Annotated in this window: 16 protein-coding genes; 14 read left to right on the top strand and 2 right to left on the bottom strand. The window is 71.3% G+C overall.

All coding sequences use genetic code 11. The features are described from left to right. Positions 1-22 precede the first annotated feature (22 nt). The 13 genes from ACZ2G1_RS05225 to murA all read left to right on the top strand — a co-directional run bounded on the left by ACZ2G1_RS05225 (position 23) and on the right by murA (position 12,389). Positions 23-1,951, top strand: a complete 1,929-nt coding sequence (locus ACZ2G1_RS05225; protein ID WP_017833266.1) for a polysaccharide biosynthesis protein — start codon at positions 23-25, stop codon at positions 1,949-1,951. After that, positions 1,948-3,060 (top strand): MraY family glycosyltransferase, encoded by a 1,113-nt coding sequence (locus ACZ2G1_RS05220; RefSeq protein ID WP_229588636.1) that lies wholly within the window; start codon positions 1,948-1,950, stop codon positions 3,058-3,060. Before ACZ2G1_RS05225 ends, ACZ2G1_RS05220 begins: the two co-directional genes overlap by 4 nt. Then, positions 3,057-3,491: a hypothetical protein gene (locus tag ACZ2G1_RS05215; RefSeq protein WP_109222123.1), complete on the top strand. Its 435-nt coding sequence runs from the start codon at positions 3,057-3,059 to the stop codon at positions 3,489-3,491. Before ACZ2G1_RS05220 ends, ACZ2G1_RS05215 begins: the two co-directional genes overlap by 4 nt. Next, on the top strand, positions 3,488-3,877 hold the full coding sequence (locus ACZ2G1_RS05210; protein WP_017833263.1) for an AtpZ/AtpI family protein: 390 nt from the start codon (positions 3,488-3,490) through the stop codon (positions 3,875-3,877). Before ACZ2G1_RS05215 ends, ACZ2G1_RS05210 begins: the two co-directional genes overlap by 4 nt. 33 nt (positions 3,878-3,910) lie before the next feature. Further along, positions 3,911-4,705: a F0F1 ATP synthase subunit A gene (gene atpB / locus ACZ2G1_RS05205; protein WP_109243480.1), complete on the top strand. Its 795-nt coding sequence runs from the start codon at positions 3,911-3,913 to the stop codon at positions 4,703-4,705. Positions 4,706-4,819: 114 nt separating this feature from the next. Next, on the top strand, positions 4,820-5,023 hold the full coding sequence (gene atpE, locus ACZ2G1_RS05200) for an ATP synthase F0 subunit C (RefSeq protein WP_017833261.1): 204 nt from the start codon (positions 4,820-4,822) through the stop codon (positions 5,021-5,023). A gap of 47 nt (positions 5,024-5,070) precedes the next feature. Beyond that, entirely contained in the window at positions 5,071-5,622 is a 552-nt protein-coding gene (locus ACZ2G1_RS05195) for a F0F1 ATP synthase subunit B (protein ID WP_031282934.1), read from the top strand. Further along, positions 5,622-6,434: a F0F1 ATP synthase subunit delta gene (locus tag ACZ2G1_RS05190; protein ID WP_017833259.1), complete on the top strand. Its 813-nt coding sequence runs from the start codon at positions 5,622-5,624 to the stop codon at positions 6,432-6,434. The genes ACZ2G1_RS05195 and ACZ2G1_RS05190 overlap by 1 nt, the downstream gene beginning before the upstream one ends. A 151-nt stretch (positions 6,435-6,585) precedes the next feature. Beyond that, entirely contained in the window at positions 6,586-8,211 is a 1,626-nt protein-coding gene (gene atpA, locus ACZ2G1_RS05185) for a F0F1 ATP synthase subunit alpha (protein WP_017833258.1), read from the top strand. Positions 8,212-8,271: 60 nt separating this feature from the next. Continuing rightward, entirely contained in the window at positions 8,272-9,183 is a 912-nt protein-coding gene (locus ACZ2G1_RS05180; protein ID WP_017833257.1) for a F0F1 ATP synthase subunit gamma, read from the top strand. 55 nt (positions 9,184-9,238) lie between these two features. After that, positions 9,239-10,705, top strand: a complete 1,467-nt coding sequence (gene atpD / locus ACZ2G1_RS05175; protein WP_017833256.1) for a F0F1 ATP synthase subunit beta — start codon at positions 9,239-9,241, stop codon at positions 10,703-10,705. Between the two features lie 2 nt (positions 10,706-10,707). Continuing rightward, complete coding sequence (locus ACZ2G1_RS05170) at positions 10,708-10,983, top strand: F0F1 ATP synthase subunit epsilon (protein WP_031282932.1); 276 nt, start codon at positions 10,708-10,710, stop codon at positions 10,981-10,983. A gap of 128 nt (positions 10,984-11,111) precedes the next feature. Next, entirely contained in the window at positions 11,112-12,389 is a 1,278-nt protein-coding gene (gene murA / locus ACZ2G1_RS05165) for a UDP-N-acetylglucosamine 1-carboxyvinyltransferase (protein WP_017833254.1), read from the top strand. A gap of 75 nt (positions 12,390-12,464) precedes the next feature. Here the strand turns inward: murA and ACZ2G1_RS05160 are convergent, their stop codons facing one another. After that, the gene (locus tag ACZ2G1_RS05160; protein WP_017833253.1) at positions 12,465-12,668 is read right to left on the bottom strand and encodes a cold-shock protein; all 204 of its coding nucleotides are present in this window, start codon (positions 12,666-12,668) and stop codon (positions 12,465-12,467) included. Between the two features lie 324 nt (positions 12,669-12,992). Next, positions 12,993-13,688 carry an endonuclease NucS gene (nucS, locus tag ACZ2G1_RS05155; protein ID WP_031282930.1) on the bottom strand — a complete coding sequence of 232 codons (696 nt, stop codon included), beginning with the start codon at positions 13,686-13,688 and terminating at the stop codon, positions 12,993-12,995. A gap of 69 nt (positions 13,689-13,757) precedes the next feature. On the opposite strand from nucS, the gene ACZ2G1_RS05150 reads away from it, so the two are divergent. Continuing rightward, positions 13,758-14,099, top strand: a complete 342-nt coding sequence (locus ACZ2G1_RS05150) for a hypothetical protein (protein ID WP_017833251.1) — start codon at positions 13,758-13,760, stop codon at positions 14,097-14,099. The last annotated feature ends 222 nt before the right edge of the window (positions 14,100-14,321 follow it).

Below are 14,321 nucleotides of genomic sequence, written 5' to 3'. Positions count from 1 at the left end.
GACCACGAAAGGAACTTTTGCGATGAGTGGTTCGCCCGAGCGCACCGCCGGCACGGCGGTGCCCCCCGGGGGTCCCGCCGCGGGGTTCCCGCCCCGCGGCGCCCCGCAGGACAGGCCCGTGGCGTGGCTGTGGATCCAGATGCTGCTGGACTCCGTCGCCTGGGTCGTGGCCCTCGTGCTCGCCCTGGTGCTGCGCTACGAGATGGAGCTCCAGTTCATCAGCGCCCCCGGGCTGCTGCTGGTGTCCCTCGTGGCCGTGGCCGCCCAGCTCGTCGTCGGCTTCTCCTTCGCCCTGTACAAGGGGCGGTACTCCTTCGGCAGCTTCGACGAGGCCAAGCTCCTCGTGGTGGTCACCCTCATCGTCACGGCCGTGGTCCAGGTGCTGCTCCTGGTGGTGGGCACGAGCATCGGCATCCCGCGCTCCACCGCCCTCATCGCGTTCCCCTTCGCGTGCCTGTTCATGGCCGCCTTCCGCTACCTCAAACGGATGTACCAGGAGGCCTCCGCCCGTCCGGGCGCCTCCGCCCAGCACGTGGTGGTCTACGGCGCCGGCTACCTCGGGACCTTCCTCATCCAGCGGATGATGCAGGACCCGCACTCGGAGTTCCTGCCCGTGGCCCTGCTCGACGACGACCCCGCCAAGAAGCACCTGCGGATCTCCTCCGTGCCCGTGCTCGGCACCCTGCACGACCTCCGCGACGTCATGGCCCGCACCCGCGCCTCGGTGCTGATCGTGGCGATGTCCGGCGCGGACCCCCGGATCATGCACCGGGTCGCGGACGCCGTGGCCGGCACCGGGATCCGGGTCATGACCATGCCCCCGCTCGGCGAGGTGCTCACCGCCAAGCACCAGGGCGCGGACTTCCGGGACATCAGCATGGAGGACCTCATCGGCCGCCGCCCCGTCGACATCGACGTCGAGGAGATCGCCGGCTACGTGAAGGGCCGCCGCGTCCTGGTGACCGGCGCCGGCGGCTCCATCGGCTCCGAGCTGTGCCGCCAGCTCGTCGGCTTCGAGCCCGCCGAGCTGATCATGGTGGACCGCGACGAGTCCGCGCTGCAGGGCACCCAGATCTCCATCACGGGGCGCGGCCTGCTCGACGGCCGCGACACCGTCCTCGCCGACATCCGCGACCCGGAGTCCGTCGGGGCGATCTTCCGCGACCGCCGCCCCCAGGTGGTCTTCCACGCGGCCGCCCTCAAGCACGTGTCCCTGCTCGAGCAGTACCCGGACGAGGCGTGGAAGACCAACGTCGTCGGCACCCTCAACGTGCTGCAGGCCGCGGAGGAGGCGGAGGTCGAGGTCTTCGTCAACATCTCGACCGACAAGGCCGCCAACCCCACCACGGCCCTGGGCCACTCCAAGCGCGTCGCCGAGAAGCTCACCGCGTGGATGGCGGACCGCACCGGGCGCCGGTACGTCTCGGTGCGCTTCGGCAACGTCTTCGGGTCCCGGGGCTCGATGCTCCCCCTCTTCACCGAGCAGATCCGGCAGGGCGGCCCGATCACGGTGACGCACGCGGAGGCCACCCGCTACTTCATGACCATCCCGGAGGCCTGCCAGCTCGTGATCCAGGCGGGGGCGATCGCCCGCGGCGGCGAGGTGCTGATCCTGGACATGGGCGAGCCCGTGCGGATCATGGACATCGCCGAGCGGCTGCGCGTGATGAGCGGGCGCGAGGACATCGAGATCGAGATCACCGGGCTGCGCCCGGGGGAGAAGCTGCACGAGGACCTCATCGGCCTCGGCGAGAAGGACGAGCGGCCCTTCCACCCCAAGATCTCCCACGCGCGCGCCGACCGCCTCGACCCCGCCCAGCTGGACCGGCACACCTGGAAGGTGCGCGGCGGCATGGTCTACACGGGCACGATCCCCGTCGTCAGACCGTCCACGCAGCCGCCGCCCACGTCGGTCCAGCGCCCGCGCAGCTCCTCGGGGCGGGCGTCGTGAGCCCGGCCCCGGTCGTGCTGCTCCCCGCCGGGCTCGACCTCACCGACCCGGGCGCCGCCCCCGACCCGGAGGAGCTGCGCCGGCTCGGGGAGCTCGTCCTCACGGTCGGTGTCCCTGCCCTCGTGCTCAGCCTCCTGCTGCCCCTGGCCGTCAAGCCGCTGCTCGCCCGGTGGGGCGTGCTCGACGTCCCCAACGAGCGCTCCTCCCACCACCGCACGGTCGTGCGGGGCATGGGCCTGGCCGTGGCCCTCGCCGTGCTCGCCGCCTACGGCTCCGCCCTGCTCACCGGCGCGATCGAGGTCGACCGCTCCGTCGCGCTCGTGGTCCTGGCCGTGACCGGGCTGTTCGCCGCCCTCGGCTGGGCCGAGGACTACCGGGGCGTGTCCGTGCGGGCGCGCCTGGCCGCGCAGCTGGGCATCGGCCTGGCCGCCACGGCCGTCCTGGTCGCGGTGCTCGGCACCTCCGCCTGGTGGCTGCCCGTGGGCACCCTCGCGATCGCCGCCTACGTGAACATGGCCAACTTCATGGACGGGATCAACGGCATCTCGGGGCTGCACGGCCTCGCCGCGGGGCTGCTGTACGCCTGGGCCGGCGCCTCCAACGACCTGCCGTGGATGATCGCCGCCGGCCTGGCCGTGGCGGGCGGCTTCGCCGGGTTCCTGCCCTGGAACCTCGGCCGCGGCACCGTGTTCCTCGGCGACGTGGGCTCCTACCTGCTGGGCGGCTCGCTGGCCGGCATCGCGGTCGCGGCCTTCCTCTCCGGCGTCTACGTCGAGTACCTCCTGCCCCCGCTCGCGGTCTACGTGGCCGACACCTCCGTGACCCTGCTCCGCCGCGTGCGCGCGGGGGAGGCCTGGTACCGGCCGCACCGCCAGCACGTCTACCAGCAGCTCACCGACGTGGGCCTGTCCCACACGGGCTCCGCGCTCGTCGTCACGGCCGCGACCGTCCTCGTCAGCGTCGCCTCGGTCGTGGGCCTGCGCACGGGGCCCGTCGCCACGGCCGTGGCCGGCGCGTTCGTGCTGGCGGTGCTCGCGCTCTACCTGGTGCTGCCCGCGCTGCTCGGGCGCCGTGCGGGCGTCCGCTCCCGGACGGGGACCCGCCCGTGAGCGCGGCCCTGCTCAGCGTCCTGCTCGGCGCGGGGCTGATCACCGCGAGCCACCTGGTGACCGTGCTCGTGGCGCGGGCCACCGCCGGGACGGACGGGCCGGTCGCCGCCCCCGTGCTCGCCGCGACGTACGTGCTGAAGGTGCTCCTGCTCGGCTGGGTCCTGCTCACCGTGCCGGCCCCCGGCTGGCTGGTCCCGGGCTGGGGCGCGGCCGGGGTGCTGGCCGCGCTCGTCGTCTCGCTGGCGCTCGCGGCCCGCGCCGGCGCCCGCGGCACCCGCACCGCCCTGGAGCCGGTGCTGGAGGCCCGGCGGCGGGCAGCGGCCGAGCACCCGGACGGCCCGGTCGCACCCGGCCCCGCCGGCGACGGCACGCGCGACGGCAGGACCCCGGACGACAGGAAGCAGGACGACCATGAGCACGGACGACCATGAGCGCGGATGACCGCGACGACCCGGCCCGCCCGGACGGGACGCCCCCGCCGGAGGAGGGCCCCGGGGCCCCGCAGGACGGGCCCGGGGAGCGCCCCGGACTGCGCACCGCGGGGGAGCTCGTGGAGGGCGGAGGGCTTTCCGGAGGTCTCACGACACTCCTCTACGTGGTGATCGGGATGGGGTTCTGGAGTTTGGTAGGGTGGGGTGCGGATCGCGTGCTGGGAACCCGGTGGATCGTGGTCCTGGGAGCGTGCATCGGCGCCGCCTCCGGGATCTACGTCGTGTACCTCCACATGCAGGAGGGGTTGCGTCGCAGCCTGACCTCCGATGGGCGAGATCCACACAACCCGCACCAGTCCGGCCCGGACTCGGCGCCCCGACCGTGACCACCGGCCAGAGCACTGCAGAAAGGACCCGCATTGAACGCCGCCCTCATCAGGCTCCCCGCCACCGGAGGATTCACCGCCCCGACCGTCGAGGAGATGCACCTGCCGCCGTTCTTCGCGCTGGGCACCTTCGAGTTCGGCAAGCAGACGCTGCTGATCCTCCTGTCGGTCGTCCTGATCGCCGGCTTCTTCATGTGGGCCATCCGCCGCAACGCGCTCGTCCCGTCGAAGTCGCAGTACCTCGCGGAGAGCGGCTACGGGTTCGTGCGCAACCACCTCGGCCGGGACATCATCGGTGAGAAGGAGTTCCGCCCCTACGTCCCGCTGCTGTTCACGTTCTTCTTCTTCATCCTGGTGAACAACCTGTTCGGCTCCATCCCGGTGCTGCAGCTGCCGACCCTCTCCTACGCGGGCTCCGCCTACGTCCTGGCCGGCATCGCCTACGTCACCTGGGTCTTCATGGGCATCAAGCGCCACGGCCTCGGCGGCTTCATGGGCAAGATGACCATGCCGCCGGACGTCCCGAAGCTGCTCTACATCTTCCTCATCCCGATCGAGTTCCTCTCGAACCTGATCATCCGCCCGGTCACGCACGCCCTGCGTGTGTTCGCCACCATGTTCGCCGGTCACCTCGCCCTGATGGTCGCGGCGTCCATGACGGGCTACCTGCTCTCCCAGGCCAGCGCCATCAGCGTCGTCGCCCTGGGCTCGACCGTGCTCGGCGTGTTCATCTACTTCCTGGAGATCCTGATCCAGGTCCTCCAGGCCTACATCTTCACCCTCCTCTTCGCCGTGTACGTCCAGGGCGCCCTGCAAGAGGGCCACTGACGCCGGTGGAGCAGCCCCGGCCCCGGCCGGACCCCGCAGTCCATCCTCGAAATGTTCAGAGCCGACACGGCTACGACGCCCGGCCCCCGGGCACCTAGAAAGGAAATACCCCTCATGACTGGTTCGCTCAGCGCTATTGGTTACGGTCTGGCTGCCATCGGCGGTGGCATCGGCGTGGGTCTGATCTTCGCCGCGTACATGCAGTCCGTCGCCCGCCAGCCCGAGTCGCAGCGCGTGCTCCAGCCGATGCTGTTCTTCGGCTTCGCCGTGGTCGAGGCCCTCGCGATTCTGGGCTTCGTGCTCGCGTTCATCGCCTGAGTGCCTGACCAAGTACACGTCCTTCTGAGAGAACAGGAATCGCGCACATGACACTGTTGCTGGCAGCCGAGGAAGGGGCGAACCCCCTCTTCCCCAATGTCTGGGAAATGCTGATCACCGGCATCGGGTTCCTGATCCTGCTCTTCCTCGTCGTCAAGTTCGTCGTGCCGGCGTTCGAGCGGGTCTACCGTGAGCGCACCGAGGCCATCGAAGGTGGCCTGGCCAAGGCGAAGGCCGCGCAGGCCGAGGCCGCCGCCGCCCGCGACGAGTACAACCAGCAGCTCGAGAGCGCGCGCCTGGAAGCTCAGAAGATCCGCGAGGAGGCCCGCCTCGAGGGGGAGAAGATCCTCGCGGACTTCAAGGACCGGGCGAACGCCGAGTCGGCGCGCATCACCGAGAACGCCCACCGCACCATCGAGGCGGAGCGCTCGGCGGCCGTGGTCTCCCTGCGCAACGAGGTGGGCGCCCTGGCGACCACGCTCGCGGCGAAGATCGTGGGCGAGTCCCTCGACGACGACGCCCGGTCCAACCGGGTGGTCGACCGTTTCCTCGCCGACCTCGAGCAGGAGCAGGAGCGGAACGCAGGTGCGGCGCGGTAATGGCAGACGCAGCGAACGAATTCACCCAGCAGAGCGCTCGTGAGGTCGAGCGCTGGGCCGGCTCCGCCAGCCCCGCGCTCGCCCGTGAGCTGTTCGCCGTGCTCGCCATCCTCGACGAGAACGGCGCCCTGCGGCGCGCGCTGGCCGACCCCTCCTATGAGGGGCCGCGGCGCGAGCAGGTCGTGCGCCGGATCTTCGCCGACAAGGTCTCCCCGGACGCCGTGGAGATCGTCGCGCACCTCGCCGGTCGGCGCTGGAGCGACGACCGCGAGTTCGCCGACGCCCTCGAGCACGCCGGGGTGTCCCTCACCGCGGCGTCCGCCGAGAACCGCGCCGGACTCCAGGGTCTCGAGCAGGTCGTGGACCAGCTGATCGCTTTCAAGGGGGTGCTGGACGGCTCGCACGAGCTGCAACGCGCCCTCAGCGACCAGCGCGCCGGGGTCGAGGCCAAGACGCGACTGGCGCACCGGCTGACCCCGGGCGCCTCGGACGAGGCACTGCTCCTCGTGGAGCAGGCCGTGCTCTCGCCGCGCGGAGCCCTGGTCGGCCGTCTGGTCGAGCGCTTCGCGGAGGAGGTGGCGGCCCGCCGGCAGCGGTGGATCGCGCACGTGACCACGTCGCGACCGCTGACCGAGGACCAGCGCGGCCGGCTGCAGCAGCAGCTGAACACGCTGTACGGCAAGGACCTCAAGCTCACCGTGGACGTCGATCCGGCGCTGCTCGGCGGGCTCAAGGTGCAGGTCGGCGAGGAGGTCATCGACGGTTCCGTCGCGGCCCGGCTCGACGAGCTGCGCCAGCGGATCGGCGCCTGAGCGCCGGGGGCGCCCACGACGCCGCCGCGGGCGGGCGCCCCACCGGCCGAACGGCAGCAGCCGGTGGACCAGCGCAGCGTTCCGCCACAGATTTGGACTCACGGTCACCGCTGACGGCAGTGATCACGAACTAGGAGAGCAGGGACAGGACATGTCCGAAGTCACCATCAATGCCGACGACGTCCGTAGCGCGCTGAGCGAATTCGCCGCGTCCTACGAGCCCGGCACCGCAGAACGAACCGAGGTCGGCCGCGTCAGCAGCGCCTCCGACGGCATCGCGCGGGTCGAAGGCCTGCCCTCGGTCATGGCCAACGAGCTGCTGCGCTTCGAGAACGGCGTCCTCGGCCTCGCGCAGAACCTCGACACCCGCGACATCGGCGTCGTGATCCTCGGCGACTTCCGCGGCATCGAGGAGGGCCAGGAGGTCCAGCGGACCGGGGAGGTCCTCTCCGTGCCCGTGGGCGACGCCTTCCTCGGCCGCGTGGTCGACCCGCTGGGCACGCCCATCGACGACCTCGGCCCCATCGAGGCCGAGGGCCGCCGCGCCCTCGAGACCCAGGCGCCCGGCGTGACCATGCGCAAGTCGGTCCACGAGCCCCTGCAGACCGGCATCAAGGCCATCGACGCGATGATCCCGATCGGCCGCGGCCAGCGCCAGCTCCTCATCGGCGACCGGCAGACGGGCAAGACGGCCATCGCCGTGGACGCCATCCTGAACCAGCGCGCCAACTGGGAGTCCGGCGACGTCAACAAGCAGGTGCGCTGCATCTACGTGGCCGTGGGCCAGAAGGCGTCCACCATCGCCGGCGTGCGCCAGACCCTCGAGGACAACGGGGCCCTGGAGTACACGACCATCGTGGCGGCCCCCGCCTCCGAGGCCGCGGGCATCAAGTACCTCGCCCCCTACGCCGGCTCGGCCATCGGCCAGCACTGGATGTACGGCGGCAAGCACGTCCTCATCGTCTTCGACGACCTGTCCAAGCAGGCCGAGGCCTACCGTGCGGTCTCGCTGCTGCTGCGCCGCCCGCCGGGACGCGAGGCCTACCCGGGCGACGTGTTCTACCTGCACTCCCGCCTCCTCGAGCGCTGCGCCAAGCTCTCCGACGAGCTGGGCGCCGGGTCGATGACCGGGCTGCCGATGATCGAGACGAAGGCCAACGACGTCTCGGCGTTCATCCCCACCAACGTCATCTCCATCACCGACGGCCAGATCTTCCTGCAGTCGGACCTGTTCAACGCCAACCAGCGCCCGGCCGTGGACGTGGGCATCTCGGTGTCCCGCGTCGGCGGCGCCGCGCAGGTCAAGGCCATGAAGAAGGTCTCCGGCACGCTGAAGCTCGAGCTGGCGTCCTACCGCTCGATGCAGGCCTTCGCGATGTTCGCCTCCGACCTGGACCCCGCGTCCCGGCAGCAGCTGACCCGCGGCGCCCGGCTGATGGAGCTGCTGAAGCAGAAGCAGTACACCCCGTACCCGGTCGAGGACCAGGTCGTGTCCATCTGGGCCGGCACCAACGGCCACCTCGACGAGGTGGAGGTCGCCGACGTGCTCGACTTCGAGCAGGCCCTGCTGGAGCACGTGCGCCGCACCACCAACGTGATGGACTCCATCGTCGGCTCCGGCAAGCTCGAGGACGACGCCGTCGCCGCGCTGGAGACGGCCGTCGCCGAGGTCAAGCGGGACTTCCGGGGCACCAAGCACGGGATCGAGCCGGGCCACGAGGAGCACGAGCCCCTCGACGCGTCCGCGGTCGACCAGGAACGGATCGTCAGGAAGTAACCGGTCGGTCCGGTGCGCCGCCGCGGCGGCGCACCGGACACGGTGACGAAAGGAAGTCACATGGGAGCGCAGATTCGGGTCTACCGGAACAAGATCGCGTCGACCAAGTCCATGAAGAAGATCTTCAAGGCCATGGAGATGATCGCGACCTCGCGCATCAACAAGTCCCGACAGGGTCTGCAGGCGGCGCGTCCCTACGCGAACGCGCTGACCCGGGCGGTCTCACAGGTCGCCACCCAGCACAACGTCTCCCATGCCCTGACCACGAGGGCCGACGAGGTGCGCCGGTCGGCCGTGGTGATCATGACCTCGGACCGCGGTCTGGCCGGGTCCTACTCGTCCAACGTGCTCAAGGAGGCCGAGGGCCTGCTGGAGCTGCTGCACGGGGAGGGCAAGGAGACCAAGGTCTACCTGATCGGCCGCAAGGCCCAGGCGTACTTCGACTTCCGCAGCCGTCCGTACGAGCGGAACTGGACCGGGGACACGGACAACGCCCGGCCGGACCGTGCGCGGGAGCTGCGCAAGGTGCTGATCGAGGACCTGGAGACCGCGTACGAGGACGGCGGCGTCGACGAGATCCACCTCGTCTACACGTCGTTCCAGTCGATGGTCGTCCAGGAGCCCCGGGTGCTCCGGCTGCTGCCGCTCGAGGTCGTGGACGCCAACGCGCTGACCGACGAGGTCGCCCGGGAGTTCGAGGAGCTGGAGGAGCCCGACAGCACCTTCGAGTTCGAGCCGAACCCCGAGGAGTTCCTCGACGCCGTCCTGCCGCGCTACATCGACGCGCGACTCTTCGCGAGCCTGGCGCACGCAGCCACCAGCGAGCTCGCGGCCCGGCAGCGGGCGATGAAGGCGGCCGGCGACAACGCCGACGACCTCATCAAGAAGTACACGCGCCTGATGAACAACGCCCGCCAGGCCGAAATCACCACCGAGCTCACCGAGATCGTGAGCGGCGCCGAGGCCCTGTGACGGGCCGTCCCGGCGATCCAGCAAGTGTCCACCACGAACAAGTGAAGTGAGAGATATGACTGCCACCATCAGCGAACAGGCCGGGCAGCCGGTCTCGGGCGGTGCCACGGGACGCATCGCCCGGGTCATCGGGCCGGTCGTCGACGTCGAGTTCCCCGAGCACGCCGTGCCCGGCATCTACAACGCCCTGACCGCCCAGTACGAGCTCAACGGCGAGAAGCGGACGATCACGTTCGAGACCGCCCAGCACCTGGGCGACAACATGGTCCGCGCGATCGCCCTGCAGCAGACCGACGGCCTGGTGCGCGGCACCGAGGTCAAGGACTCCGGCGAGCCGATCTCCGTGCCCGTGGGCGACGTGGTCAAGGGCCACATCTTCAACGTCCTCGGTGAGGCCCTCGACGTCGAGACCTCTTCCCTGGAGATCACCGAGCGCTGGCCGATCCACCGCAAGGCGCCGTCCTTCGCGGAGCTCGAGGGCTCCACGGAGATGATGGAGACCGGCATCAAGTCGATCGACCTGCTGACCCCCTACATCAAGGGCGGCAAGATCGGCCTGTTCGGCGGCGCCGGCGTGGGCAAGACCGTGCTCATCCAGGAGATGATCACGCGTGTGGCCCGCAACTTCGGCGGCACCTCGGTCTTCGCCGGCGTGGGCGAGCGCACCCGTGAGGGCAACGACCTCTGGGTCGAGATGGAGGAGGCGGGCGTGCTCAAGGACACCGCCCTCGTGTTCGGCCAGATGGACGAGCCGCCGGGAACGCGTCTGCGCGTGGCCCTGACCGGGCTCACGATGGCGGAGTACTTCCGCGACGTGCAGAACCAGGACGTGCTGCTCTTCGTCGACAACATCTTCCGCTTCACCCAGGCCGGCTCGGAGGTGTCGACCCTGCTGGGCCGCATCCCCTCCGCCGTGGGCTACCAGCCGACGCTGGCGGACGAGATGGGCGTGCTCCAGGAGCGCATCACCTCGACCCGCGGCCACTCGATCACCTCGATGCAGGCGATCTACGTGCCCGCCGACGACTACACCGACCCGGCCCCGGCCACGACGTTCGCCCACCTGGACGCGACCACCGAGCTCTCCCGTGACATCGCCTCCCGCGGTCTGTACCCGGCGATCGACCCGCTGACCTCGACCTCGCGCATCCTCGACCCGCAGATCGTGGGCCAGGAGCACTACGACGTCGCGATCCGCGTCCGGTCGATCCTGCAGGAGAACAAGGAGCTGCAGGACATCATCGCGATCCTCGGCGTCGAGGAGCTCTCCGAGGAGCAGAAGGTCGTCGTCTCGCGCGCGCGCCGCATCGAGCAGTTCCTCTCCCAGAACACCTACACCGCCAAGCAGTTCACCGGTGTCGAGGGCTCCACGGTCCCGCTCGCCGAGACCATCGAGGCGTTCGGGAAGATCTGCGAGGGCGAGTTCGACCACGTGCCGGAGCAGGCGTTCTACAACGTCGGCGGTCTCGACGACGTCATGCAGCAGTGGGAGCAGATCAAGAAGCGGACCGGTGGCAAGTAGTCATGGCTGAGATGATCGTCGAAATCGTCTCCCTCGAGCAGGCCGTGTGGACCGGCACCGCCCGGATGGTGCGGGTCCGCACGTCCGAGGGCGACATCGGTATCCTGCCCGGCCACGAGGCCGTGGCCGGCATCCTCAAGCCCGGCGACTTCGCGGTGGACCCCGTGGACGGCTCCCGGCTCGAGGGCACGATCGACGCAGGCTTCGTGTTCGTCGACAACGACCGGGTGACGATCGTGGCGGACAACGTGGAGCTGCCCGGCGCCGCCGCCGCCTGATCCCGCCCGTCCGCGCGGGGCCCCGCCCCGCGCGCCCAGCACATCGCGGCCTCCGCACCACCGGTGCGGAGGCCGCGGCCGTACCCGGGGCCCCGCAGGGACCCCGGCGAGACCGCCCAGGAGAGTGGATGGAAGAGAAGATCGTCGTGCACGGACCCACCGCGGTCAACGGCACCCTGCGCGTCTCCGGCGCGAAGAACAGCGTGCTGAAGCTGATGGCGGCGACCCTGCTGGCCGAGGGCGAGTCGACCATCACGAACGTCCCCGAGATCCACGACGTCACGATCATGGCGGAGCTGCTGCGCCGGCTCGGCTGCGGGGTGGTCTACGAGCGCGCCGAGAAGACCGTCCGCATCGACGTCCCGGCGGTCCTGCACCACCAGGCGGACTACGACCTGGTGCGGGCGATGCGCGCGTCGATCTCCGTGCTCGGTCCGCTGGTCGCCCGGTGCCACGTGGCCGAGGTCGCCCTGCCCGGCGGGGACGCCATCGGCTCCCGCGGCCTGGACATGCACCGGGCGGGTCTCGAGGCGATGGGCGCGGTGCTGCAGATCGAGCGCGGCTATCTCGTGGCGTCCGTGCCGCGCAGCCTGCGCGGGACGCACTTCCGCCTGGACTACCCCTCCGTGGGCGCCACGGAGAACCTGATGATGGCGGGGACGCTGGCCGAGGGCACCACCGTCATCGACAACGCGGCCCGCGAGCCGGAGATCGTGGACATCGGGCGGATGCTGCAGGCGATGGGCGCCCGGATCGAGGGGCTCGGCACGAGTACCGTGACGGTCGCCGGGGTGGCGTCCCTGCGCCCGGTGGAGCACCGGACGGTGCCCGACCGGATCGTCGCGGGCACCTGGGCGTTCGCCGCGGCCGTGACCGGGGGGACGGTGGAGATCGAGGGCGCGGAGCCCGGCCACCTGACCGTGGTGCTGGACAAGCTGCGCTCCGCGGGCTGCCGCGTGGACACGGACGGGGGCCGCTTCGTGGTCGCCGGACCGCGGCGGCCGCGGGCGATCAACGTGTCCACGCTGCCGTACCCGGGCTTCCCCACCGATCTGCAGCCGTTCGTGGTGGCCCTCAATGCGGTGGCCGAGGGCTCCGGCATGGTCACGGAGAACGTCTTCGAGGCCCGCTGGGGCTTCACGGCCGAGCTCGAGCGGCTGGGCGCGAGCGTGCGCCTCGACGGCCACCACGCCCTGGTGGCGGGGATGCCGGTGCTCTCCGGGGCGCCGGTGGAGGCCATGGACATCCGGGCGGGCGCGGCCCTCGTGATCGCGGGCATGGCCGCCGTCGGCACCACGGACGTGAGCGGCGTCCAGCACGTCGATCGCGGCTACGAGCACTTCGTGGAGCAGCTCGGGGCCGCGGGGGCCGCCGTCGAACGGCACCTGGTCGGCACCGCGTACTGAGCACGCCGGCACGACGGAGCCCCGCACCCGGGACGGGTGCGGGGCTCCGTGCTCAGCCGGTGCGCGGGAAGCGGATCAGATGAGCGTGACGCCGGTGGCCTGCGGGCCCTTCTGGCCCTGGCCGATCTCGAACTCGACGCGCTGGTTCTCCTCGAGGGTGCGGAAGCCGCCCGACTGGATCTCCGAGTAGTGGACGAAGACGTCCGAGTCGGAGTCGTCGGGGGTGATGAAGCCGAAGCCCTTTTCGGCGTTGAACCACTTGACGGTGCCCTGGGCCATGAAGATCTCTCCTTGCGAGATGGTGCGAAACGTGTGCACAGGTCGTGCACTGAAGGGCGGTACCACGAGATGAGCCGAGGGCCGCGGTCTCCGTTCCCGAAGGAGGAGGACCAGGGCCAGGGTCGAACGTCACGCTCGCTTACCCGTTCTGCGAGCATGCAAAACATGGAACGAAGAACACGTTCAGCTTCACACACTCCCCGGGGGCGGTCAACGTTGTTCGCCTGCTGATCATCGCGTGTTGCGGGCTGTTCGCCGAGCGCGTGACCCCGGCGGCGCCCGGCGCGGACCCGGGCCCGCGCCGGTGGGCCCGGGGGAGTGGGCTCAGAAGAGGCGCGAGCCGCTGTCGTCGAGCCCGCGCATCTCGTCGTAGTCGAGGGTCAGGCACGCGATGCCCCGGTCCTCGGCGAGCACCCGGGCCTGGGGCCGGATGAGCTGGGCGGCGTACACCCCGCGCACGGGCGCCAGGAGGGGGTCCCGGTTGAGCAGCTCGAGGTACCGGGTGAGCTGCTCGACGCCGTCGATGTCGCCGCGGCGCTTGAGCTCGACCGCCACGGTGGCGCCGGCGGCGTCGCGGGCCAGGATGTCCACGGGCCCGATCGCGGTGGGGTACTCGCGCCGGACCAGGGTGTGACCCGAGCCCAGGCGGTGGATCTGCTCGGCGAGCAGGCGCTGCAGGTCCGCCTCGACGCCGTCCTTCACCAGCCCGGGGTCGGTGCCCAGCTCGTGGGAGACGTCCTCGTGGATCTCGAACACCTGGATGACGAGGCGGTCGTCGCTCTTGGCGGCCTGGACGGTCCACGTCTGCAGCACGCCCTCGGCCGCGAGCTCGGCCTCCGGCTCGCCGACGTGCAGGCGGGCGGGCGGGCTCATCCAGTTCAGGGGCTTGTAGCTGCCGCCGTCCGAGTGGACGAGCACGGAACCGTCCGCCTTCACGAGGAGGAGACGCCGGGCGGCGGGCAGGTGGGCGCGCAGACGCCCTTCGTAGTCGACGGAGCAATCGGCAATGACAAGACGCACGCGGACCAGCCTAGCGCTCCGCGGGACCCGGCCCGGACCCGGAGGCCCCCGCTGTGAGACGATGGCGCGGTGCCACGCTCCAACCACTCCTCCCGACGCCGCCACGGCGGCCCCGGCAGCGGCCCGCGCGCGAGCAAGTGGCAGCGCGGCGCCGCCCAGGAGCCGTGGTCGGTCGAACGCGTTCTGGAGCCGGCGCCCACGGTGGAGCGCTCGGCGGACGGGGACTGGCTGGTCCGCCACGTCCGGCCCGCCAACGCGGTCAAGACCTACACCTGCCCCGGCTGCGGCCGGTCGATCCCGCCGGGGATCGCGCACCTGGTCGTCTGGCAGCAGGACTCCCTGCTGGGGGCGCGCAGCGCCTTCGAGGACCGCCGCCACTGGCACGAGCGCTGCTGGCGCACCCGCCGCTGAGCCCGGCCCCGCCCGGCGCGGCCGCCGTCACGGCGTCACGCCGGGAGCGGACACGCGGGCGCACCGGTGGCCGAGCCGCCCCCGGCGGCCGATAATCGTGGAAGACCCGCGGCGCCCGCCGGGCGCCGTCCCGCCGCCGGCCGCCGCCCCGGCCCGGCGGACCGGACCACCGATCCCGCCCCGACACCGACGGCCCAGCGGACCGCCGTGCCCGTCGACGAG

Source organism: Kocuria sp. KKT182 (assembly GCF_055635395.1).
Note: the sequence above shows the minus strand (reverse complement) of the source record. Positions and strands in the feature narration are given on the sequence as shown.